General features: G+C 54.6%; 16 protein-coding genes. 5 read left to right on the forward strand and 11 right to left on the reverse strand.

Annotated elements, in window-relative coordinates; all coding sequences use genetic code 11:
• Window positions 1-207 precede the first annotated feature (207 nt).
• The gene (locus DB032_RS19325) at window positions 208-696 is read right to left on the reverse strand and encodes a hypothetical protein (protein WP_199225937.1); all 489 of its coding nucleotides are present in this window, start codon (window positions 694-696) and stop codon (window positions 208-210) included.
• 323 nt (window positions 697-1,019) lie between these two features.
• On the opposite strand from DB032_RS19325, the gene DB032_RS19330 reads away from it, so the two are divergent.
• From DB032_RS19330 to DB032_RS19350, 5 genes are all read left to right on the forward strand, one after another.
• Window positions 1,020-2,774 (forward strand): SIR2 family protein, encoded by a 1,755-nt coding sequence (locus DB032_RS19330; protein ID WP_107800899.1) that lies wholly within the window; start codon window positions 1,020-1,022, stop codon window positions 2,772-2,774.
• Window positions 2,775-2,873: 99 nt separating this feature from the next.
• Window positions 2,874-4,196 (forward strand): DUF6035 family protein, encoded by a 1,323-nt coding sequence (locus tag DB032_RS19335; protein WP_107800900.1) that lies wholly within the window; start codon window positions 2,874-2,876, stop codon window positions 4,194-4,196.
• A gap of 234 nt (window positions 4,197-4,430) precedes the next feature.
• A complete protein-coding gene (locus DB032_RS19340) occupies window positions 4,431-7,292 on the forward strand; it encodes a type VI secretion system Vgr family protein (protein ID WP_107800901.1) in 2,862 nt (953 codons plus the stop codon).
• Entirely contained in the window at window positions 7,292-8,470 is a 1,179-nt protein-coding gene (locus DB032_RS19345; protein WP_107800902.1) for a VRR-NUC domain-containing protein, read from the forward strand. Before DB032_RS19340 ends, DB032_RS19345 begins: the two co-directional genes overlap by 1 nt.
• Window positions 8,471-8,484: 14 nt before the next feature.
• Window positions 8,485-9,666, forward strand: coding sequence for a type VI immunity family protein (locus DB032_RS19350; protein ID WP_107800903.1), 1,182 nt, complete (start codon window positions 8,485-8,487; stop codon window positions 9,664-9,666).
• Between the two features lie 50 nt (window positions 9,667-9,716).
• Here the strand turns inward: DB032_RS19350 and DB032_RS19355 are convergent, their stop codons facing one another.
• The 10 genes from DB032_RS19355 to DB032_RS19395 all read right to left on the reverse strand — a co-directional run bounded on the left by DB032_RS19355 (window position 9,717) and on the right by DB032_RS19395 (window position 24,374).
• Window positions 9,717-11,954, reverse strand: coding sequence for a DEAD/DEAH box helicase (locus tag DB032_RS19355; RefSeq protein ID WP_107800904.1), 2,238 nt, complete (start codon window positions 11,952-11,954; stop codon window positions 9,717-9,719).
• 8 nt (window positions 11,955-11,962) lie between these two features.
• Window positions 11,963-13,267, reverse strand: coding sequence for an ATP-binding protein (locus tag DB032_RS19360; protein ID WP_107800905.1), 1,305 nt, complete (start codon window positions 13,265-13,267; stop codon window positions 11,963-11,965).
• Window positions 13,264-15,657 (reverse strand): TerB N-terminal domain-containing protein, encoded by a 2,394-nt coding sequence (locus DB032_RS19365; protein WP_107800906.1) that lies wholly within the window; start codon window positions 15,655-15,657, stop codon window positions 13,264-13,266. The genes DB032_RS19360 and DB032_RS19365 overlap by 4 nt, the downstream gene beginning before the upstream one ends.
• A gap of 151 nt (window positions 15,658-15,808) precedes the next feature.
• A complete protein-coding gene (locus DB032_RS19370) occupies window positions 15,809-17,359 on the reverse strand; it encodes a hypothetical protein (protein WP_107800907.1) in 1,551 nt (516 codons plus the stop codon).
• 72 nt (window positions 17,360-17,431) lie between these two features.
• Entirely contained in the window at window positions 17,432-19,180 is a 1,749-nt protein-coding gene (locus tag DB032_RS23895) for a serine/threonine protein kinase (protein WP_146176738.1), read from the reverse strand.
• A 5-nt stretch (window positions 19,181-19,185) separates the two neighbouring features.
• Window positions 19,186-19,914 (reverse strand): protein phosphatase 2C domain-containing protein, encoded by a 729-nt coding sequence (locus DB032_RS19375; protein ID WP_107800908.1) that lies wholly within the window; start codon window positions 19,912-19,914, stop codon window positions 19,186-19,188.
• Between the two features lie 8 nt (window positions 19,915-19,922).
• Window positions 19,923-20,759 carry a vWA domain-containing protein gene (locus DB032_RS19380; protein WP_107802018.1) on the reverse strand — a complete coding sequence of 279 codons (837 nt, stop codon included), beginning with the start codon at window positions 20,757-20,759 and terminating at the stop codon, window positions 19,923-19,925.
• A 242-nt stretch (window positions 20,760-21,001) separates the two neighbouring features.
• On the reverse strand, window positions 21,002-21,601 hold the full coding sequence (locus DB032_RS24455) for a helix-turn-helix domain-containing protein (RefSeq protein ID WP_199225938.1): 600 nt from the start codon (window positions 21,599-21,601) through the stop codon (window positions 21,002-21,004).
• Between the two features lie 170 nt (window positions 21,602-21,771).
• A complete protein-coding gene (locus tag DB032_RS19390) occupies window positions 21,772-22,725 on the reverse strand; it encodes a DUF2726 domain-containing protein (RefSeq protein WP_107800910.1) in 954 nt (317 codons plus the stop codon).
• A complete protein-coding gene (locus DB032_RS19395) occupies window positions 22,722-24,374 on the reverse strand; it encodes a glyoxalase superfamily protein (RefSeq protein ID WP_107802020.1) in 1,653 nt (550 codons plus the stop codon). Before DB032_RS19395 ends, DB032_RS19390 begins: the two co-directional genes overlap by 4 nt.
• Window positions 24,375-24,518: the final 144 nt, after the last annotated feature.

Consider the following 24,518-nt stretch of genomic DNA (forward strand, 5'->3'; position numbering starts at 1 on the left):
ACAATACGGCTACCTAGTTCTGTATCGAAGCGCTCTGCAGGGTCATTTTACTCGCACAGAGAGTCTTTGGACTGTATTCCCGCGCGCCCCAATGCGCCCTCTGGCTTCAGTGGTTCCCCACCAAATCCCCATGTACGGGGATTTGGCTAATAAGTAGCATATTCTTGCTGGTTTTTACGAGGCCGAATGTCTTTGCGACGACCAGTGTCAGCTTTTTTCTTCACTAGCCGCGCGACAAACCAGCATCAGTTGTAGCACGCTCGGATTTCCCTTGGACAGCCGCTCAACCTCGGCTAAGTAACCAAAACGTTGATGCAGTGCCAGGGCAATGGCGCATGAACGGGAAAATCCACCTTCGCAATGCACAACTAATGAATGAACGTCACCAGGCAAGCCATTCACGAAGTCGAGGATTTGGGAGGCTTGAGAAGGCGTGAACGCATTTTGAGCTTTTTGCTGGGCTTTCTTGGAGAGCGAGGAACTCAGGAAGTCCACATCCGCGAAGCTCAGGCGGAGCAAGTACGCGAAGCCGTCAACCGCTGCAATCGGTCGCTCTGGCGCAGTGATGGAAATTATGGCTACCGCTGGCAATCGGGGCAATTTTTCCGCTTCAGGGCGAGATAACGCGAATACCTGACGCCTCCCATCCTTCGGTGGGTGGTACAGCTTATCGACTACCTCTTTGAGACGTCTCACAGTCCATTCCCCATTGCATATTTACGTGTGCTCAAAAGTACATGTCGTCTGACCGAATCATAGCGTGCTCTGGGAGGGGGGACCCCAAGATACGGGTACATATTTTCTAGGCCAAGCAGCGGACAATCCCGAGTAGCCCTTGGCATTCCCGAAGTGATATTCTAAATGGGTGGCTTGGTGAGTCGATATAATCTATTTGAGACAAGCCGCGTGCAGACTTTTGGGGGTCTTGCCGCCTGCAAGCTACCGCACTGACATCGACACATGTGGGGCTGGAGCAGACGGTGTCTGGCGACGCCATATAAGAAAATCTCGGGGGATGCATGATTGAACCGATTCACTCGTTGGCCTTTTCAATGCAGGCCAATCGCGGCGTGTATGCCGTGCTCTTCGGCTCTGGACTGTCACGGTCGGCCAGGATTCCGACAGGTTGGGAAATCACGCTAGACCTGGTACGACGCCTTGCGGCTGTGAGTGGTGAAGAGTGTGGAGCAGACCCCTCGGCGTGGTATCGCGACAAGTTCGATAAGGAGCCGGACTACTCCGAATTGCTCGACGCGCTGGCCAAGACCCCCGCAGAGCGGCAGCAACTGTTGCGGCAGTATTGGGAGCCGACCGAACAGGAGAAGGAAGAAGGGGCAAAGCAGCCCACGGCAGCCCATCGTGCCATCGCCGATTTGGTTGCCAAGGGCTTTGTGCGAGTCATTGTGACGACCAACTTCGACCGCCTGATGGAACTGGCGCTGCTCGATGTCGGGGTCACGCCTACGGTGCTCAGTAGCTCCGACCATGTTCACGGCGCAATGCCGCTCATCCATACGCAGTGCTGCGTATTTAAGGTACACGGCGACTATCTCGATACTCGCATCCGGAACACACCCGAAGAGTTAAGTGGCTATCCCGCCGAATTCGACACTTTGCTCGACCGTATCTTTGACGAGTTCGGCCTGATTGTTTGTGGTTGGTCTGCCGACTGGGATGAAGCGCTGCGGCGTGCCATCTTCCGCGCACCATCACGACGCTTTGCCACCTATTGGGCAGTTCGTGGGGAGCCGGGCGATGCTGCAAGACAGCTGATTGAGCACCGAGGTGCCCAGGTTGTCTCCATCACAGATGCCGATAGCTTCTTCAGCACGGTACATCGACAAGTGGAAGCTCTAGAAGAATTTGCGAGACCACACCCTTTGTCTACAGCTGCGGCCGTTACAGCCCTGAAACGGTACATGTCAGAGCCACGTTACCAGATTCAGCATGCCGACTTAGTTGAGGGCGAGGTCGAGCGTGTACTGTCTGAAATCGGAGTCGACAAATTCCCCGCCCAAGGCGGGCCGAATCCTGATGCGGCCCAGTTCAACCATCGAGTTAAAGCCTATGAAGCTGCGATGACCACGCTGGTGGCAATGGCTGTTGAGGCTGGACGATGGGCCGATGATGACCACCAAGAGGTCTGGGTACGAGCCCTTCAAAAGCTAGCGGCCGGGCGAGCACAGGGAGGAGGCCATACCCTGTGGCTGGAATTGGAACGTTTGCCGGCAACTCTGCTTCTCTTCGCCATTGGTGTGCCTGCGCTCGAATCGGCGCGGTACAGCTTTGTGCAGCGTTTGTTTTCGGCCACCGTTGTAAGAGAGCACAAGGAAAACAAGCTGACCGTACACCTGCTTCCTCCGGGATGTTTATTTAATAATGACGGAGCCAAGCTGCTGACGGGAAAGGAACGCTACTACGCCCCACTGAGTGAGTGGCTACGTGAGCAGTTGGCATCTCTCCTGGAACGACGCTTTTCAAGCGCGAAAGCATACGAGTTGGCCTTCGATAGGTTCGAACTCATGCTGGCCCTAGCATACGGCGTAAACACAAAGCCAAGCGAGTATTACGGTTACTGGGTACCGCCAGGGGCCTTTGGTTATAGACATGACAACCGAGCTCAAATCATTTCATCTCTTCGGTCACTCCTAGCCAAGGATGGTGACAATTCCCCTTTAGTCACAAGCAATTTGTTTGGTATCACAGCCGATGAGTGCGGCAAGCAGCTAGACGCATTAGAGGAATTTGTTCCGAAACTACAGTGGTGGGGATGAGCAGGACACTGTCTGTCTAGCCGGCTGCAACGTATTGAGGCAAGACCAGCCTTGGGCGACTGACCACTGCCGCTCATAACCATAAGTAAGGAGAGATGCATGTCGCTCGCAGTCGAAAATCCAGCCATCCAAGACGTCCTGGATTTACAGACCGGCCAGCATCATCCCGTCACGAAGGTTATTAGCTCGGATTACGCTGAGGTAATGAAACTTCGGATGGCATTGCGTACGCAGATTAATAAGCAGGAGCCGCTTTACGCTTGTTCTTTATGCGGTATCCCTGTGTACCTTGTGAGTTGCCCAGACAAACAACACTTCTTTTTCCGGCATGAACTTGAGGACGACCGATGCCCGGCGCGAACCCGGGGCGAGTTGTCCCAAGAGGACATCAACGCCAGAAAATACAACGGTGCCAAAGAAAGTGCCTTGCATCGCCGGATGAAGGATTGGGTCGTGCAATGCCTTTCCGCGGACCCCAGGTTCTCTCAGATTCGCAGTGAAGACACTTGGAAGGGCTCCTTGGGTCAGTGGCGGCGCCCGGATGTGCAGGCGATGTATGGCGATATTCCCGTCATCTTCGAGATTCAGCTTTCAACGACGTACCTGAATGTTATCGCCGAGCGGCGCCAGTTCTACCTGCAGGAAGGGGCTCTGCTGTTCTGGATATTCGCCCAGTTTGAGGATGATAACCGGCGTCTGACGCAAGACGATGTGTTTTTCAATAACAATCAAAATGCTTTTATTGTTAACCGAGAGACCGTCGCAACTTCCCTCAAACAGGCCGCGTTCCATCTTGAGTGCATCTGGGCGCAGCCAGCGTCGACCAACTTGTCCCGGCAGGTTGTTGCTTTTCACGACTTGACGCTCGACCTAGCGGGGCAACGTGCGTTCTATTTCGATTACGACAAGGCGCTGCAAACATGGCAGCAGCAAGAATCCGCTCCGGAAACCCTGCGCCGGAAAGCATTCGAAGCCTTCTGGCTTGACTATGCGGCCGACCGAGGCTCTGTCGACTACAAAACTTGGGGGGAGCTTCGGAAGCAGTTTAGCCAGAGCCCATACCACTTGCCGGAGTTCCCAAGTTATCTACCCCGTACAATATTGAATGCCTTGTATTCAGCAAAGCATGGCCACCCAGTGGGTTGGAATTACTCGACATTGGTCGAGGCTGCGCACTGGATTGCCAGTGCCCAAAAACCTGTGCTGCAAGTATTTCGGAGGGCGCTGCAAGTCTATAATCGCGCGGAGCAAATTAAAGCAGAAGACCCAACGGGAAAATGGAGGCAAAAAGTAAGAATGTACAAATCCGCCATTAGCCAAGGCGACTCATCTTACCTTCCGGATACGAGTCATCATGAACTTATCGATATGCTTTTTCCTGAATTAGACATCCTCGAACAGTCCTCAACGTTAAAATATTGATTCTCATCAATATTTGCCGGCAACCAGAACCATGCATTTAGGGCTGTCATCAAGGCAGATACTCCGTAACCTGTTCTTTTTGTCAGGCTTCATAAAAGATTATCAATCTCTTGAGCTAATGCATTGCTGGCCTAGGCATGGGAACTTAATATATTTAAGCAACCTAACGATAGCGTGTCTCGGCCATCACCCTCTCCGATGAGGGTGTTTTTTATTCTGCAACAGGATTTGTCGATGGACCTTAACCTCAACACCCTGCTCGCCAGTTTTGCATCTGCTTTCACTCAAGAGCATCGCCTACTGACCCTTTCATTGGGAGAGGGACAGATTGCCGCCGAGCAGATGCTGCCGCAAAGCCTGGAGGGCACGGAAGGCGTTTCGCAATCCTATCGCTATCTGTTGACTTGTTTATCCCCATCCGACGGCATCGAGCTAAAGGCATTGCTGGGGCAGGCAGCCCGTATTGGCATCAAAGATGCCAATGGTGCGGAGGTAATTCGCTGCGGCATTGTATCGAGTGCAGAACGCTTAGGTGCCGACGGCGGGTTCGCGCAATATCGGATTGCGGTGGAGGCTCCCTTTTCGCTTTTGCGCCATCGACGCACAGCGCGTGTGTTCCAAGATATGCCGGTTTCGGAGATTGTGCGGCAGATTATTTCGGAGCATCAAACCGCGAATCCGGTGTTTTCTCGTGTCCAGTCACTGGCATTCGAAACCGCCGAGCTGCCGGTTAGAAGCTACTGCGTGCAATACAAAGAGAGCGACTTCGATTTCATCGTACGGCTGTTGCACTCCGAGGGGTTGGCGTGGCGCTTTATGCACCTGGATGACGATGGCCCCAAGGTCAAGTTGGTAGTGTTCGATGACGCCCACAATTTGCCGCAAGCAGCTGTCGGCCGGGTGCGGTTCCATCGTGCCGACGCCTCAGAAAAAGAGGATGGCCTCACGGCCTGGGCATCGCAACGCCAGGTGATGTCAGGGCAAACGGCGCTGGCCAGTTTCGACTACAAACTGGTCGCCACGCTGCACGCTGCCCAGGACAGTGCGCAGCAGTCGGGACAGAGCGGGCAGGCGCTGCAGTCGACCCTGCAAAACTACGATGCGCCCGGCATCTACCTTGCCGGCGACGAGCAAAAACTGAACCACTACGCCAAATTGCGCCAGCAGGCGTTGGACCTGCAGTCCAAGCAATTCAGCGGCAGCGGTACCGTGCGCGGCCTGCTGCCTGGCGAATATTTCCGTCTGGACGACCACCCCGCGCACGATGCCGACGCGGCGGCGCAACGCGAATTTGTCGTCACGCAGCAAACCCTGCGTGCCAACAACAACTTGGGCGCCGACCTGACCCAACAGCTGAGACAGGCCGCCCCGCGCCTGGTGCTCGAGCCCACAGACAACGCGCCGCCGTTTCAGACCACCTTCCAAGCACAACGCCGCGGCATTCCACTGACGCCGCCATACGCGCATACCGAACATGCTGCGCACACGAGCCTTGGCCCGCAGACCGGGACCGTTGTGGGGCCAAAAGACTGCCGCGAGGTGTACACCGATGAATTCGGCCGTATCAAGGTACAGCTGCATTGGCAAAGAGCCGCAGAGCACCCCACCATCGGCGCCAATATGGATGAGCGCTCCTCCTGCTGGCTGCGCGTCGCCATGCCCTCGGCCGGCGCTGGTTTCGGTCACATGCATCTTCCGCGAGTTGGCCAAGAAGTCCTGGTCAACTTTATCGAAGGGAATATTGACCGTCCTGTCGTCACCGGTGTTTTGTATAACGGCAGCCATATGCCGCCTCAGTTCAGCGGTGCCGGCAGCCTGCCAGGCAACAAAACGCTGTCCGGCATCAAATCCAAGGAGCACGACGGCCAGGGCTACAACGAACTGCTATTCGACGACACGCCAAACCAAGTCCGGTCACGGTTAGCCAGCACACACGGCGCCACGCAACTCAATCAAGGCTATCTCACCACGCCACGACAAGACGGCAAAGCGAACCCCCGCGGTGAGGGCTTCGAGCTGCGCACCGACCAACACGGCGCTATCCGCGCCGCCAACGGCCTGCTCGTGACCACCGAGGCGCAGAACGGCGCCGGCGGCAAACAGCTGGCTCGCGAGCATGCTAGTAGCCAACTGCAGTCTGCGCTGGCGCTGAGCCAGGTGCTGGCGGAAACCGCCACCGCCCAGCAGGCCGACACCATGGAGACCGGCCCAGAGGAAATCGACGCCGACAACAGCAAGGGGCGTCAACGGCCCATAGGCCACCTGCAGCACCAGCTCGATGCGCTGCACGCCTGGGAAGCTGGGACCAGCACCGATTTAGACGGCAAGATGGCTACCGGCGACCAGGCCGGCCAACAACCGCTGCTGGTGCTGTCGGCGCCGGCCGGCCTGGCGAGCGTGTCCGAGCAGAGCCAGACCCTGGCTGCCGGCACCAACCTGGACCTGATTGCGCAGCGCGACCTCAACCAAACCTCCGGCCGGCGCTGGTTGGCCAATGTCGGCAAACACATCAGCCTGTTTGTCGCCGGTGTGGCGGACCAAGTGACCATGAAGCTGATTGCCGCCAAAGGCAAAGTCCAGGTACAGGCGCAAGAAGGCGAGATGGAGCTGACGGCCTCCAAAGATGTGGCTATCACTTCGACCAAAGGCCGCATCACCGTCACCGGCAAAGAAGAAATCTTGCTGACCTGCGGTGGCGCGTATATCCGGCTCAAAGGCGGCAACATCGAGCTGCACTGCCCGGGCAAAATCAGTATCAAGGGCAGCAGCCACGAGATGAGCGGACCTGCGAGCGTCTCGATGCCGATGCCGTTCCTGCCTAAAGGCTATCAGCGCAGCTATATCCTGCAAGACGAAAAAACTGGCGAGCCACTGGTCGGCAAAGCGTACCGGCTCAAATTGGCGAATGGCCGCACGCTGTCGGGTTACACCGACTGGCAGGGCAAGACGAGTGCCGCCTTCACGCCGAATGCCCAGCCGGTGGGGCTCGAGGCGCCCAAGCCTCCGGTCGAACAGGACTACACCCTGTACGGCTATGGCACTGGCCAAGCGGAGCGCGGGCTGCAGTTGAAAGACGACAACGGAGAAGACGCCTGATGGCCAAGTACCAACCAGCCGGGAGCACGATGACCATCGTGGAAGAGCGTCCCGAGTATGCCAAATTGCCCCATCCGGCCAACAAGCCCTACCTGACCGAGAAGGCCGACAAGGCGATTCTGGCCCCCAAGGCGGTAGAGGTGACCAGCAAGAAAACCGGCCGCCGCTATAACCTCAATATGCGGCAAATCACCATGTCTACGCTGATTCGCCTGGATGAGTATGGGCATGGCTTCAAATGGTTCTACAAAGCCGAGGTGAGCTTCGACATGAAGCGGAACCCCCCGATTCCCTTTCTCAGCTCTAGCTTGCGCGCGGAAGGGAGCAATCGACGGCATACCGTCAACCCGTTTCCCAAAGGGTTATCGAAAGGCTATTTGCGGCGCCCTGACCTGATTATTGTGAAGGATAAGGAAACGCGCTGGCCTGGCCGTGCAGCTGCGGACCATGATGGCGTACCGCATGGTGATAATTTGGCTCGAGTAGTGGAGATTAAATTTCCAGGCGACTATTTGGAATGGCGGCAAGAACAGGCCTACCAAGATATTTCTGGGGGACCAATTCGGTTCACCGTGCTGGATGTGCGTGACCGCCGCAAGGAAAAGGAATCGACGCAACCAGCTAAAGCGCCAGTATTTAGTTCGCAGTCACAAACCCAATCCAAGTCACAAAGCCAGCGCGTGCCGGCGCCTATCTATAGCCCAGTGCCTGTCTCAACCCCCGGCTACATCCAGGACTGGGGTACACAGTTACAACGCGAGCTGCATGAGATGTGGGCCGGTGCCAAGAAAGGCATGGAGGGCCTGGCGAAAGATACCCGCGACTGGCTGGCACAAGAGGCCGCTTGGCTGTTAGAGTCGGGCCGCTGGGTGCGCGACCAGGCCGGTCACGCCTGGACCTGGGTCAACGAGCAAGGCCGCGTGCTGGCGAGTTGGACCGAGGAGCAGTTGAAGGCGGCGTGGGCCAAGATTGAACGCTACTGCGACATCGCCTGGAGCGAGATTAGCCAGATTGAGTGGGGGCAGATTGTGCTCAATGTCAGCAAGGTGGTGGTCGGCATTGCACTGGTGGTGGCGGCCGCCGTGGTGATGGTACTTGCCCTGCCGGCTGAGCTGGTGGCCGGCTTCCTCGCCTGCGTGGGGATTCTCGGTGGTGCCACGATGGCGACCACGGCATAGATTAGGATTGAGAAATGGAACAAACATCGCTACCGCGGCAGCTGCAACGACTGCAGCAATACCAGGGTGATTTGACGGGGACCATGGGTACCGACGACACGGTGGTCATTCGTCCTGGCTTGATTGCTACCTTCTTCTACGAGGGTGGCAGTACGGTGGCCGTACGTCACAAAATCGTCGAGTGTTTCGATTACTTTTATGAGCTGTTTGGCGCCCAGTTGAAAGGCAAGTTTTTCTCAGGCGAAAAGTTTGGCCAAATGACGACGGCCATCTACCAACGGTGCCGGACGAAAGCCCTGGAGCTCGTCGACCCGGATGATGCGCTGGAGTGGCTCATTACCTCGGAAAAAACCAAGGACTACGCACCCAGCTACCAAATGGGGTGCCTGACCATTCAACGTGTACACGAGGAGTGGGGAAGAAAGTCTTTCCTGAAGTTCGCTTTACCCGCCGAGATACTCCTTTCTGCCAATGGCCGTGAGCAATATCAACGCCTGGTGGCGTTTATTGCCAACAAATTGAATCCGGTTCACGGCTACGGTGGTTTCTCATCGATTCTCCCCGCAGACTATCACCAGTACATGCCGTACGAGTACGAGCTAGCCCAGCGTTTCATCGGTCTGGACGTAGATACTCGGGCATTTGTGGCGGGGGCGTTTGAGTTACAACACCACATCAAGGGCGCCAACTGGCTAACTATCCTGGGTGATGGCTTCGTGCAGCAGTTGGGCGGAGAGGCGGCCATTCGTGCGCAACTCGCAGCCTGGCCTGAGATTACCTTTAGCACCTACGCCAGCGGCTTGATGATTCAGGCCGGCGAGTACCCCGACCTTGGCGCACCAGAGGATGGCGCCCCCATCCCCTATGTCGCGGTAAACCGTGCTGTGAAACCAGTGCGCACCACCGAGCCGGGCTCGCTGCACTACTACCTGCCGCAACAGAATGGCTTTGATGAAGCGGAATCCGGTAGCTGGTACGCGCGCTTCGACAACATCCCCCTACCCACCCCGGAGCCTACAGTGGAACACGCTGCACCAGGTGGGCGGTGTGAGGGTGGTCAACCGTGCCCACAGAGCGGCTTCTGGTGGACACCGGCCAAGAAAGGCGCCGAGCGCCATTTCGAACAAGGTGAAGTCATGCCTGATTTCCCGAGTTCAAAGTATGGTGACACGATTTGGTATTTGGACACTGTTTAAGACCATTATGGTGTCATGATGTCGCTGGTGCACCAGCACACTGCAGAATGTCAGGCCGATGCCGCGGTTAGGTTTGCTGCCCACGCTGCCATTCCTGCCAGGTCCAAATAACGACTAGTGTATGCCTTGCGTAGTAATGAAGCCGGTAGCGCCCAGTCCCATTTCTCTCGTTGAAGGTTATCTCTTTCTGAAAACAGGTCAGCCATGCACTCAGGCTGAATGCCTTGTTTCAGGGCTTGGATTATTTCTGCTATCTCTCGGGAGCTCTTCTGAACTTCGACAAAAGGGCCGGCTAGCATGGCTTCAAAGCCGTGATATCTCAGCAAACAAGCAATGGCCTCATTCACATCGTCTCCAAGCCAGGCCAAGACGACTACGCTACTGCCCAAGTCGAGGAACGCCGTCTCGTGCAGCCCAAGCCGATGATAGCTTTGTCGTGCCTCCATCAAAAACTGGGCCGCTGTTGGGTCAAGATAAGCCGGTGAGTCACCGGCCTCCAGCACCTCGCGCATGCGTTGCCTGACTTTGGAATGTGTGCGGCCTGCGCCTCCAGAAAATGCTGGAGCGACACCTCCACGGGCTTTTTCCACAACAACCATTTTCTCGTCTTCGAGCACCTCTTTTACTTTCCACGTCCGGCCACCGAACAGAATCCGCTGGCCCTCGGCCAACATCTGCGATACCGGTAAGGTTCCAAGCGTTCGGTTGCCGCAAACGATGCGGAATTCTTCTTCTGAAGCGAATGCGGCAAAAAAGCTGTAGTGATTAACGAATTTTTCACCAAGTTGGCCATGGAGGAGCAAACCAGATGACTCTTGAACCAATAGCTCTTTCTGCCCCATATGGCGAATTAGTGCGACAAACTCATCTTTACTAACGCCGGAGAAGGGGCAACCAGGAGCACAGAGGAACCCGTAGAGCTGACCAATGGTGGCGCCACCGTACTGCGCGATGATGGAGAGCACCTGCTGCACAAGCGTGGACAAGTGCATACCATGTACTACTGGTGGTTCAAACCAGCCCTCTATCAGCAGCGAAATCATCGCAATGGTCTGAACGGTATTTAAGCGCAAGTCCGTAGCCAATGAGGATTTTCCACCTAAAGCATTTTCTATGGTGTAGCCCCGCAGAATGGCAGGCTCACCTTTCCTTCGACCAGAGCGCCCCAAGCGCTGGCGTAGGCTGGCAACTGAAGGAGGAGGGCCAATTTGGGCCACACTCTTCACCGCGCCAATATCAATACCGAGCTCGAGCGTGTTCGTACATATAGCCGAGGCGGGGCGCTCCTTCTGTTTCAAAGCGGCTTCGGTCTCCAGGCGTAACTCTTTGGACAGACTACCGTGATGTGGCCAGAACTCGTTTGGCACCTGTTGTTCATCACAAAAGCGGTTGAGTAAATAGGTGTAGCGTTCGACCTCACGGCGTGAGTTCGGAAAAATGAGGTTGTTAGAGCCTCTCAAGTTTTTGAGGAGATGTGTAGCGATGGCCGCAGGCATCTTGGGTTCAGGGGGCTCTTCATCATCGTCATCCGCGGCCTTGGCGTCATCGACAAAGAAGGTCTTGCTCTGGACGACCAGGGGTTCTTCATAGCCTTTCAGAAGGATGCGCAGCTCCCCACCTTCTGATTTTGATACGACCATCGCTACGCCTGCTCTACCGCCGGGACGGAGAAACTCCGCGGCTAGATTCATATCCCCCAACGTTGCAGATAGCCCAATTCGCGGAGTTGTTCTCTTGATGGCGGTGTCAATCCGATGTAGCAGCGACTGTAGTTGTTTACCCCGTTCCGAGCCGATAAATGCATGCAGCTCATCAATCACGAAATAGGCCGCACGCTCGAACAGGGCTGCAACTGCCGTGCCTCGATTGCAGAGCTGCGCTTCCAGCGACTCCGGTGTAATGAGCAGCACCCCGTGCCGTTGAGATGTGAACTTGGCCTTGGTTGAGGCCGCAATATCACCATGCCAGGGCCACACCGGTATCTCTAACTGCTCGCAGAGGCGCTCTAGTCGACCGAATTGGTCGTTGATGAGCGCCTTCAATGGGCTGATGTAAACGATAAGAGCCGGGGTTTCTTGCTGCAGGAGATGGGTGAGTGCAGGCAAGAACGCCGCTTCAGTCTTACCTGCTGCAGTTGCCGCAGCCACGATGACATCTCGGTCAGCCCCTACGATGAGTGGGATGGCGGCTTCCTGAGCTTCTCGCAGCGCCTCCCACTGCTCTTGCCAGAGAAAGCGCTGGATGCGTTCATCCAGCAGGAAAAACGAGTTAGAGGTACGCGATGCCATCGCGCGGCTTACATTTTGAAGGATGCAAATTCGTCGTCATCCTCGCCCTCAACCGCCAAATCTGCGTTACCACCAGTGTCGGCGAGCACTTCGACGCCCCCCAGCAGCTCCTGCCATGCTGTGCCAGGGTTTTGCTCCAAGATAGCCAGCAGGTTGATGAAGGACGTAATGGTAGTTCGGGGCGTACGAAAGTAAGCATCGCCAATCCGTTTCGAGCAATGCTCCATGAAACTGAAGATACCTTGGTCTGGAACGAGGTATTTGCTCTCGTCACCCAATGCAAATACTCCCCGAATCTTCTGTAGTAGCACGTAGAAGTCTTCTGGCGTCAGGCTTGATAGTCGAACGACAGGACCGCTTAAGTCGACTAACTCCCCTGTTGCAAAGCTGTTCTGGGCGAGTCGGCTCTGCAAAGCCGGATAGCTATACAGCCCCCGTCTTGGGTCAAGGAGAAACTCAGGCGTGCCTCCAAGGATAAACCCAAGGCCTTCAGCGGAGCCTTGGAGCGAATCGTTCAGAATACGCAGAATCTGTTCGTAGTTGGAGTTGCGCGCCTGCGTATTTGCCAACTTGTAGAGGTTGACTAGCTCATCAAGGCTAACCAGGAGACCAGTGAACCCTGCCAATCTTACGAAGCGCGACAACAGCTTAAGCTGGTCGTAAATGGAGGCATCATCGACGATGCTACGTACCCCAAGTGCTTGCCTAGCATCCGTCTTGGTCGAGTATTCCCCACGCAACCAACGGATAGCATTGGCTTTGAGTTCTTCATTGCCCTCTTCGAAGCCTCGGCAGTAGGCCGCAATCACGTCAGCAAAATCGTAGCCATTAACCAATTCGGTGAGATGGTTGAGCCGCTCACGAATAATGGCCTCTGTGGCCAGGCCCTGCGTCTTGGCATCAGTCTTGGCCGTCGCGATGAACTTCTCGACGATACCAACCAGTGCGCCGCCTTCCGGCTTAGTACGCGTCGACAGATTGCGCATCAATTCAGCGTACAGCGAACGTGCTTGGCCCCCACTTGCATGTAGGCGGCGGTCAGGGTTCAGGTCAGCACTGGCCACCACCAGCTTTCGCTCCATAGCAACCGCACGCACTAAATTAAGAAAGAAGGTCTTGCCAGCACCATACTCTCCAATGACGACCCGGAATCCTGAACCGCCATCAGCAATCCGGTCAATATCATTAACCATTGTTTCGATTTCACGCGTACGGCCCACCTGGATGAGGTGCTGACCTGAACGTGGTACAACGCCGGCACGAAGAGATTGGAGAACAGAATCTCGGTCTTTCGGGCGAATGGTCGTAGTCATGCGTCAATCTTCTCCAGAACTTCAGCGTTAACCTCAATGGGGTCATCGCCTTCAGTGAAAGGGATATCATGGCTGTCGTAGGCGGCTTCATTAACCCGCTCAAGGGCGCCATCAAGCATCAGGTCCATGTCTGTGGCTACATCCTGCAGTTCGTCTCTTGTCCATTGGGGGCGAGAGATAAGTAGTCGGGCAAAGGCAGTATGCAACTCGTCAAGTCCCATCAGGCTTTGCGTGGAATGGGTCTCCAATACGGGGGCATCATCCGTGTTAGCTTGGTCCAAGTCTGTGTCAATATGGCCGATTCCTACTGGAACGTCTTCATTAAAAATATTGGCGAGGAGCGCGGAGACTTTAGCTGTATCACTTTGAAGTGCAGCGATGCGCGCAGGGTCTAGTGTAAAGCCTGATTTTTCAATTGTTTCTATCGCTATGGTTGTGGGAGAAGAGCCCGCAGCGACGGCATGCACATCACTGAATACCTTTTTGGGGTCAATCCCCAGTGCCTTATAAATTTTCTCCAGCATTTTCACTTCATCGGGAGTGACCTTGCCGTCCGTTTGGGCCACTGTCGCCATGAATGCGCCAAGGGTCTCTTTGGTTGCAACGTCTAGGGGCTCCAGCTTTTTCTTCAGTGCAGGGAGCGAGGCGGGAGTAATCACCAGCAGACGCAAGTGCGCCTTAAGCCGGCTGATGTGACTCGGGGTGAGATGGGTCCAGGACTCAATATGGTGCAGTAGGTTGTTCAACTCGTCCGCACTGAAATCTCCATCCGCGGCTGCGACAATAGAGGCTACTTGTAGTGTCAGCGCGGCGACTTGGTAAGCTGGAGTAGCGCGGGACGTTTCCTCTCCCGGTGGAATGGCAAAAAGTGCCAACTTGTCTTCTGGCTTAGGCAACCGAGCCCCGCTCAGGATGTCTGGCTCTATCCCAATAGACAGTGACTCCAGAGCTTTAGCCATCGCGATGGCTTTGTCTTTGGTTAACGTCGTTCTTGCATCCAGAGTGCTGAGTAGCTCCTGGAAAGAAAGGACTAGCATGCCATCACCAATTTTGGCTTTTAGTTCGTCCAGGGTCTGCTTCGACGCTTCGGGCCACAGCACAGGTGGTAACAGTAGTAGTCCTTCGAGCGCACTTTCGGTCTCAGGGTTTTTACCAAGGTATCGGCTGTAAGCATCCAGTTCTTGAGTGACTGATTCTGTGAGCTCTGTAAGCTGCTTGATTGGCTTTGTCAGCACAGTAACGTCAGGAGTGTCCCCAAAGGTAGCGGTAATGCCTTTATTGCTTAGCGCCATTGATGCCGGCCGATACATACATTTCAGCTTGGTTTTATTTCTAGGCAGGACCATTCCTTCGCCAAACAATTCGGCATAGCGCAGACCAAATAGTTGGTCAAACTGCTGGCTGCAACGTGTTGCTGGGGTACGAAGGCGAATTGCAGGAGAGTACATAACCCAGGAGCGAGCCAACGCGGCTGGAACAGGTGCGCCATCAACGGCTGCAGAGCCTAAGGCAAGCCGAATGTATAGGGGGACCTCATAGGATTGAGGGAGGTCGGGAATGGGGGCCCGGTACAGTGGGCTTGGCAAGTCTGCCAGAGAGAGCAGCTCGTATAAATTCCCTGCGTAGCTTCGAAATGACCCAGAACGATTACCGTAGATGCTGAGCAGGCGCCTCAGTTCGTTCGCTATTTGTGGAATTTCAGCTTTGGCTGCCGCACTCTCTTGTGCATCGTTTATCGCCCGGTATTCAAGGCCATAAAAGTAGAGAAAAACAAAACCAATATCGGCATCTGGGTCGCATTTCCCGGATGCAAGCCAATTGAGATAGGCCCGACGGGCCGTTGGTGTTGCCTCTGAATAGCTTGGCCAGTAGTCAAGTTGGCGTTCTTGGTAGTCGCCAGCTGCTGCTACTTTCTTAGCCGGGTCAATCCATGCCGGGTTTGATGTATTACGAGGAGGCGTTCCGACATAGAGCAGCCCACCTGGGATGTGAATACCTGCGATATCTACGGATTCTCCCATCGGAATCCAATGGATGCCGGTTAAACCTGCCGGGGGCGGCGGCAGTCGATGCTCGTTATTATCTGAGGTGGAGGTATTGGACCGTACTGAAACAAGATTATCAGCCTTGGGGTGGGTAACGCTGCTTGCCATAGTTGTATCTACAGTAGGCTGCCCTTGAGAAGACTTGGTTACAGCATTGTAGATGTACTTGATGACAACAACCGTTAGCAGAACAGCCACGCCATACCACACCCAAATCGGAATCATAGAAATCGCGGCAATGACAATCCCTATCACAACTACGACACCAAGCGCTACCGACTCGCCAGCCTTAGTGCTGCGCCTTTTTCCTACAAAGATGTTACTGGCCTTCCGACGCCTAGCCATGCAGTCCTCCTGGACCTTTAATATCTATATGTCCTGTAAGTGTGAACTACTAGATGACGAGTTGTCGATATGGTTTCGGGCTCTGTCGGTCGATTTGATTGGCCTAACTCTACATATCTTCGCTATCGGCGCATCGTCATAGTTACAACACCTAACCATTCTGCTTGTTCGCCTTCTTTGCTTCTTTCCTGGCTTCTCGCTCCATTTTGCGTCGCTCGGCACGGTTCGTTGGAGCGCTTGGGTCATACTCGTAGAACGGCGGTCCACCGAAGTTGAAAGGCATGGGAAACTCGGGAATTTTTTGCGCCAGGTACTGCATATCCTCGGCCGGTGTCTGCAATACATCCAACTCCACCATCGTGTCCGCCCACATGGCGGATTCTTCTGGCCCCATGTCTTCAGAAAGGTCGACATACAGAAAGTCTTGGGAGGCGGCTTCCTCGGAGAATGGCTCAGAGGCTATACATACCGCTTCGGTCACATGGTGAAAGCGTAGCTTGATGCCGTGGCAGTACGTGAACAGTAAAGCTGTGCGCATCTCTCGGTAAGTTTGGTAGTCCATATCCGACTGCTTCGGTACGGTCAGGAAAACATACGCGCGAGACATGTTGTCGCCACTCAGGGTCATGCGCGCAAACTTCTCGCCAGGCGTACTCTTCGAGAGCGCAAAGCGGAAATCATTTGCTAGCGCACGCCTGGCTAGTCGGGGCTCTGAGGCAAGAGCGCGTAGGATACGCTCGTGGTCAATGGTCTCCGGTGGTGCTTCAGGGAGTCCAATCGCGGTCCCTGCGCGAACGAAAGACGCTTGGTATTCAATGAGCGCATCCCACATATAGCTGTCTTGGTCAGCCAGGCGCTTGGCCGCTCGTTGGGGGCTTGAGCAGTAGTACCGCCAATGTCCCTCAGGGAGGATGACCGCATTACGTCCTTTCGGTACTTTGGGCAAGGTATGTCGGCCGTTCTCCATCGTGCACATATACGTCGCCAGCAATTCTTCTTCACCGGCAACGTGCATGAAGGCAATATTTGCACCCAAAAAACGTTCCTTGCAGACAAGGTAGTCGACAAGGTCCGGTACTGTATCCAGCTCCTCCAGGAGAGCACCAACCGTCACCTCATCAAGAACGTGAACGAAGCGGCGGCCTTTTAGTGGGAAACCGACTTCGAATGGCTGTTTGTAGTGAGCATCTTCCTCAAGCAGGTTGTTAAACATCACGCTGCCAGTGCTGCCACCACCAAAGTGCCGAGCTGTAGCCTCATGACCTCCGCGCGTGACAGCAATTAGGAAATAGCGGGCTACGGCTGGGTCAGGGAGAGCTACAGGCAACGGGGTCTGACATGATTTATCGACGAAGACGCGGTCCGGGAACCGCCGAAGGAAATTTTCGGCGCCGGCAAGCTGCTTTGCAGACTTCTCGATGGCCCGCTTGTACCAACGTGGCCAAGCTACCTTGATGTCTACGTTTGACTGAAATGCGCAGTGCTTGTCGGAGAACAGCAGCACGTCGGAGCCAAAGACCACCAGTAGGTCTACCAGCTCCTTGCCATCTCCCTTGCCGCCTGACCTTCCTTCATCGCTATAGACGTTTGGATAGCTCCACAAGCTCAGGAACGCTTTGCGAGCGAGCTGGGTCAGGGCGCGTTCCGAGTCGGTCGTACCCTGTGCCTCGGCTGCTTTCTCCCACGCGGTCTTGTTTCTCATTTAGTTCTACGTTTCCTAAATGCATATTTGGTTAAGCGGTCTAGCCAGTCTCAGCCACAAAACGATAAGCATTCATGCATGAAGAGCCGTCAGTACCCAGTACAGAAAAAATAGCCCAATCCCCCAGTACAGCCATTTACGAATTCTCCCCTTCTTGCCTGTGATTTGGGTGTGCCGGACATTCATGGGCATTCTGTGCTGAATGGAACCTGCTGACGGTCTCGATGGAGTTGATACCGGCGTACGCTGCACTCTTGGTTTTTGCTGTGGTTGCCCTGCCGCTGCACTTCTATGTGTAATGGGGCTCTGGGTGGCTTGCTGGCCTTTCAACTTGGCCAGTAGTTGTTGATTCGGGGATGGCAGTGGTTGCTGGATTTTCGGCCGAACTGATGAACTTACTGCCGAAGGAGCATTTCCCCGTAATTGCGAGAGCAATTCGCTGTTATTAACGGTATCTCCCCGTGATACCACTTTGGCATTGTTTGACCTGCCAAGGCGATAAAGCGCTTCTTCTCCGTCCAGCAACAGGATTTGGTTAGGGGCGGAAATGGTTATGCTGATATGTTCATACGGCTGACGAGCGCTCGGTTTGCTACGATAAATAGGGTCAACCAACCCTTTGGTGCTGACCCATCGCCCCTCCCAACTTTTTGTCGGCTTACTGGAGAATTTGCTAAGGGCGGTACTCCAAATAGTGAGTTTTACGCATTGGCCACGCCAGTCAGCAAAATTGATGAATACATAGGGTTTGCCGTGCCGCGTCCTACTCTCACTCACTTCAATAATTCGGCCTACGAGCTCCACCATTTGGCCTATATGCCGCTGAAGCAACATGTAGTCGCCGCCATCCAGAACAGGGTACTGGCTAAGATATGCTGCGCGTGCCCTGACCTGTGAACCCGCCCCCAGGGCGACTACAGTTCTGGGGGTGTACTGCCCGTTGATGAACTCTGCTAAGGATGGGACTTCGCTGTAGCCCCCTTGGCAAATAGCCGCAAAATTTTTAACGTCTCGTTCAAGGCCGGATAGCTTGAAAAGTTGTGTAAACGCCCCTGATGACGGTGGGTCAATGAAGTCGTTGGCTCGGAAAATTATCGAGTCAGATTCACACTGGGTGGCCACCCACAACTGAGGGTGACCCTGTAAGGCGCGCAGAGCCAAATCCAGCAGAATGAATGAAAAGCGGTCCAGTCGACTATCAAAATGCCGAGCATCCCGCTTTGGGTGTTGGAAATTGAGATGCCCCATTTCCGACGAACCTAGTGCCGCAACCTCCGGAACAAACATCCCATCATAGTCAATCAACTGTATGGTTCGACCATCTTTCGACACCATCAGGTTACCGGTCTGAATATCCCCGTGAGCAATCCCCTGCTGTTCCAGATATGTCGCCAGCGACCGCAGGGCCTGCTGCAAATTGGACAGCTTTTGACGGTCTTTGTGGTGGGCTTCAAGGAACTCGCCCAACGTTTCCCCGGAAGCCCAAGCCATTTTTACCAATGGGAAAACAGCGCCATCGACCCTAACGCCCTGTGATTGGTATTCGAAAGTTAAGAAATAAGGAGACGCTAGCGACCTCAACCGTTTCGCTATTGCGGTATAACGCTGCTCAAGTGCAGTGGACTCTTTATGAAAACACCGTACCGCATAACGGTTGCTCGATACGTCTACACGATAGGTGAGCGCAAAGCCCCCGCTGATAACCTCTGGCAGGCTGAGCATATTGGTCGGTATCGAGCCGGAGGCTAAGGACGCATCAATAAAGGCTGTCCTCGGCGATTGCAGTGCTACTTGGTATTGCTCAAGGCTGGGATAACGCATCAGGCTTAAACTTTCACTCCAAATGCCAATCTCACGAGAGTCGTATCATCGACTTTTATCTGTTTCGTCTCGCGAAGTGTCATTACCAGCTGTTTGAATTCCTCTTCTGAACCGATGGTGAGCAGTTGCTGTAATGTGGAATGGTCCTTTACCGACGCTTCTAGCAACCATTTCCCCAGGGCATCAGTCATCAGCAGGACCACTGAGTTGTTATGGAGGGACCAGGTCGTTGAGTGCTGGCTGTAGAACTGGCTGGCTGTTATAAATTCATTGGCGTCGCTACGTGTTGAGAGCAACGTCGGGTCTACATCGAACTGCTCAGCATGGCTGTAGGGAAAGGTTTTTAAGGCAGTGCCATTTTCGACCAGGACGGCCAGGCTATCGCCGACACAGAGGAGTTCCAGCTCCACCCGCTCGGGCTGGAACTCTGCCGCCAGCAAGGTAGCAAAGGCCCCTTGCTCAATACCTGATTGTTGAATCCACGATAGCTGGTCGAAGTCGTAGCTCGCACGGTATTCGCGGATAAGAGCTGTCACCCATTCATGGTTTACCACCGGAGACTGAAGAAAACGCGCCGTCAGCATGTTCGCCCAGATGCGCGAATCGTATGCTGTGGAGGCCCCATCAGAAACGGCAAACCTGCCTGCCGCCTCATCGATGGCCAGCGCATCTTCGTTCAGCTCTGGCTGTTCCAGCTCTTTGGGAACTGACGCATGGAACTCTACACGTAACATTGAATGCTCTACCGCATTTGCGACGGACGTGTGCCGATGTCAAAGAACTCGACAATCTCAGACGCCTCTGCATTAAACATGAACCCTCGGGATTCATGAGAGACGCTAAACCCTTTGCCTTGGGCATAGCTAACTAGATGCTGGGGCAATTGGCTGGACATTCTGAAGAGCAGCTTGGAGTACTGGTCGGGTAATCCACCCTCCGCAGCGGGGAAACGGATAGGGTTGCCCGCCTGCGCGCTCACATGCAGGTTCAGTAACAACACGTTACCGTCATTGGTCTGAAATTGACGCAAGGTGTCCGCGACTGCTTCTGGGTCGCCATCTGTGGATTCCCCATCGGTCACATGTAAAACCGTCGGAGGGTAGCTATCCGGATTCGCATCACACCAGGCAGCGAGTTCTTCGGCCGCTTGAGTCAACGCGGCGCACATGGGGGTGCCACCATCGGCCTGTGGCTCGAACCAGATAGGAAATTTGACTGTTTGCTCGATGAGGCCGCCCGCCCCGTCATCCATCTTCTTACGGCGCTCTTCTATACGTAACGGGTTGGCGCCGATACTGGAAATTGGATGCAAAATGCTACCACCCAGAGAGCCTTGAAAACCGTTACAGGCGCCCATGCCCCCGTAACCGATAACACCAATTTGGAAGTAGTCGCGAATCCCTTCTGGCTTCGAGCAACGAGTGATGAGGTTCATCAGCGTACGGTTGAGCACATCCGCAACGAATTGAGCTTTAGTTTTGTCGGAAGCAGCCATCAAGTCCCCCATGGAACCTGATTGGTCAACTAAGAACAGAAAAGCGGTCGGTGTACTGCGTTGGATGGAGGCTTGGTATGGCATGGCGGTCCCCTTTTGATAACGCATAATCATTACATTCCAAATTCATGCCCACAAGGCATAAAAATCAAATTTTCATGATATGGTGCGCGGAAAAGAGGGAAGATACGGATTCGAGGGAGCTCACTGTGCGAACGCCTGCATCTGCTCCTAGCTCTACTGTTCTTGAGAACATCAATGCCAGGCCGGTAAGCCTATTGTCATACAATTGGACAAAGCAGTTGCCGCAATCGGCTTCGATAAGGTTAATCTTTATTCTGTAGCTTACGCTTCTGCGATGCGCGCTGCCGTGGCTTGGCAGCTCGAGTTAGTGTGAGCGGATTGATAGTAGGCACTGGGGCAATGGTTTGCAGCCATGACTCCCGGCCCAGGGTGCGAAGTACCCTGAGCAAGGTATTGACTGATGAACCTTGTCCGCTCTCAAGGTTTCGCAGAGCACGAACGCTTATTCCCGCCCGCGCCGCCAAGGTCTGCTGGTCGATGTTCTTGTTCAGTCGAAGCCTTCTGAGCTTTTCGCCCAGCTCAGCTTCCATTTCTTCTGACGTTAGATTTGCAGCTGCCACAATTGCACTCGCTTGGTTTTTCCGAAGCGCCTTGATTGACCGATAACGTACCAAGCTATCAAACAGCCGCGCCCAGTGCATCGGCCTAACAATAAAACGAGTAGTATGGTTCGCACCACAACAGGCAAGATTTTGCCTATTAAACGGATTTAAGCTGTTTAAAGGCAGAATCTTGCCTGTAATGACGAATAGCCGTATTGCTTTAGACAGGACATGGAATACCACACCCGCCTGGGCAGATAGGTTGCTCCATGTCGGTGTTTTAGGAGTTAGCGCGCTCATCAAGCTTCGGAGCAACGATACGGGGAAACGACTTGTGCTGCGGTTAGATGGCGAAGGAATGATTCACCTCAAGCTCGCTCTTTGGCAAGACACCTCTGTCCGCCGGCGCACACGCGACGAACTATCCATCGGATGAGCTCTCCGCAGCCGTTTCCCATACGTACCAGCCCTTAGCCCATCATGACACTCGCCTGCAAGGATGCAGGCACCAAGGTATCGTGGTCGCGTCGCGGCCGGAGCCGGCGGGGGCGTATCTTATCCAAGGACTCCGCATCAGCAATCAGCAAGTCGTAAAAATCCTCGGCTCGCACATGTGAAGCGTTATCCGCTCGGATACGAAACAGTGGAATGCCAGCCAAGGAAAACAGCTCGTCTTTCAACTGGTCGCGTTCCACCACTTCCGCGGCATCGTGATAGGCCGAATCCAATTCGAACCCGACAACGGGGTCTTCCTCCTGGGTGCACAACAGCACATCGACTTGGGCAGCCCGTACATAGCTACGGTGACGCTCGGATAATCTACAGACCATTCCCTCTACCTCGATGAAATTTCGTAATGGCACGTTGGGGTAGGCTTGCAGATTGGGGAAGTACTGTCGTACCGCCTTGAGAAACTCCCGCTCTTGACGACTGGCGCAAACATTTTTCTTAAATGACATCATGTCACTAACATTCACCACACCGAGGGCGTACTCACTGTGCAGCACGATGCGCCGCATAGGAATGGTATCCGCGGACGCAGGCAGGCCAGAAGGAGCGGTGCGCTTTGAACGGCGGGGAGGCTCATCGGAATATGTCATCAAAGGAGTCGGCAAGGGTGTCCCTGCATCTTTGACCACTCGCCAAGCTGCTGGTAGTTGCTGGTTAATACCGACAAGAACTTCATTGTCCACAACGAGGAGCACGTTGCTACGAATAAGCTGCGCAAGGCGCACCAAACAAGGCGCGTCGATACGCCGACTTTGCAGCAGCTCAAGCAGAATCGTAGGCAAAATACGCTGTGTTATATCGCGGATATCGAGAGGACGAGCCTCGGTCCGCAACATGGCCTCAAAGCCATCGAGAAAGCCAGCCAGATTCCGTTCTTCCAGACACGCCCTCAATTCCTGAGCGATGACATTCATAGTGCGGCCTCCTCAGCAAAATCAATGTCCAAGAACAGGCTTTGCCCCAACGCAAAGGGAAATGCCTGAGGCAGGGTAGCCTGCAACACTTCAGTCCTGAACAGCCGAGGCACTATCCCTACGTACATCACCATGGAATGACTTTCGAGCGTCAGGCGAAACTCCTCTGCATCGCTGGCATACACCAGATAAGGCAAGGGGTCGTCTTGGGTAAGGAAAGTCCCTCCCGCCATTAGCTTTTGCAGCCGCATTCCCGTGCTGAGTTCATCAATCGCTTCGCGCACCTTTTCAAGAATCTCACTGCTCACGCCACGTGGAAGCCGATAGGTCACATGGTCGACCCGAAGCAGCAGCGTGCGCAATAGAACATCATCTTTTGCCAGAGCAAGCTCCGAACGGTTTGGCCGCGCAAACAAGACGTTCGGCTCCTGAAGCTGCAAGCGCTCAATGAGGCCCAATACAAACCCGACCGGTAGCTGGGAATCCATAGGCAATTGCTCGTCAACTTCTGCGCAGTAGCTTTCCCAAGTCAAGCCAGCCTGGTCCAATTCCCGGAGCAACCGGGGCACATCGATACGGTAGCATTCGCTCAGCCCGCCCAAGTCTTTCAGAAGCTTAGCCTTAACCTCAAGATGTGGTATGCCATGTAGAAAGAAGCGACTTGTGGCGTGATAACGTCGAAGCAAGGCGGCAGAGTTGGCCTCGTTAAATTCCTGAATAAGCAGACCCGGGCTGATGTCTTTCGGGCGAATCGTGGATAGTTGCCAAATATATCGGGCCTCGCCGATTATCCAAGCACCATCCTTTAACGTAATCGCCTGTACTCCCTGTTTTTTGGACGCTAGTTTCAACTGTGACCAGCAGGTCAGCTCATCTCCGCGGGCGATTTCATAGCCCGAATCCAACTCGTGGTCCACTTGAAGCAGGACAAGTTCTGAGTTCACCACATCGGCCATGGTCAGGTCTGTACTATTAGCGTGCGACAATCCTGACGACAAGCTCCGACACAATTGGAACACAGCAAGACCATCCAGTATGGCTTTCCCTGGTTCCTCTAGATGTCGGCGCAGCCTCTCCAGCGCACCAGAAGCGTCGGCCAGCCATTCACCATTACCGGTTAAGGTGGTTACCAACAGGAACGGCCAAGTCTGTTCAGAAGCATCTGGCTGCTTGACGTGAACATTAATCGCCATGTGACTGGCGGCAAAACTGAGGCTGAACACGCATGGACCCCGCTGGGCCACCCAATCTTCGCACCAGCTACAGAGTCTGATGGCCAAATCTTGCCAGCGAGCAAAATCTTCGGTTACATCCGCCATGACTACTGTCAATCTGAGCGTGTCATTAGGAACTTGCCGCCGGGCCGTATGCCAGTCTGAGAACCCCTGTAACCGAGAGGCTGCCTCCACTGCTGCTGTGTGCTTAATAGCAACGCCAAATTGCAACAGCTCTTGCTGGAGTCGTCTGGCGAGTTGCTTGGGCCCTTCCAGCGGACTCTGTGCAAGTTTGCGGACGACAATCTGTACGGTCGGCTCCGTCAAGCGGGGATGCTTAGGACCGAGATACGACCATAAAATTTTAGCTTGTTCCTGTTCGGAATTAGAGGCAGAGAAGCCAGGGGCGGCAGAGGTAGAGGAGAAAGCAGTCATGATGAACTCCATAACGGAAAGCTCTTCAGGACGGCACGCGTTATCCGGCTTTCCAAGAGTCATCAAGCCGAGAGAGAGGTATCGCAGGAATTTCGACTGGCTTTGCCGTGCCGGACAAGTCCGGTGCGTGCACTGACGGGCGCC

Source organism: Chromobacterium sp. Panama (assembly GCF_003052555.1).
Taxonomy (GTDB): domain Bacteria; phylum Pseudomonadota; class Gammaproteobacteria; order Burkholderiales; family Chromobacteriaceae; genus Chromobacterium.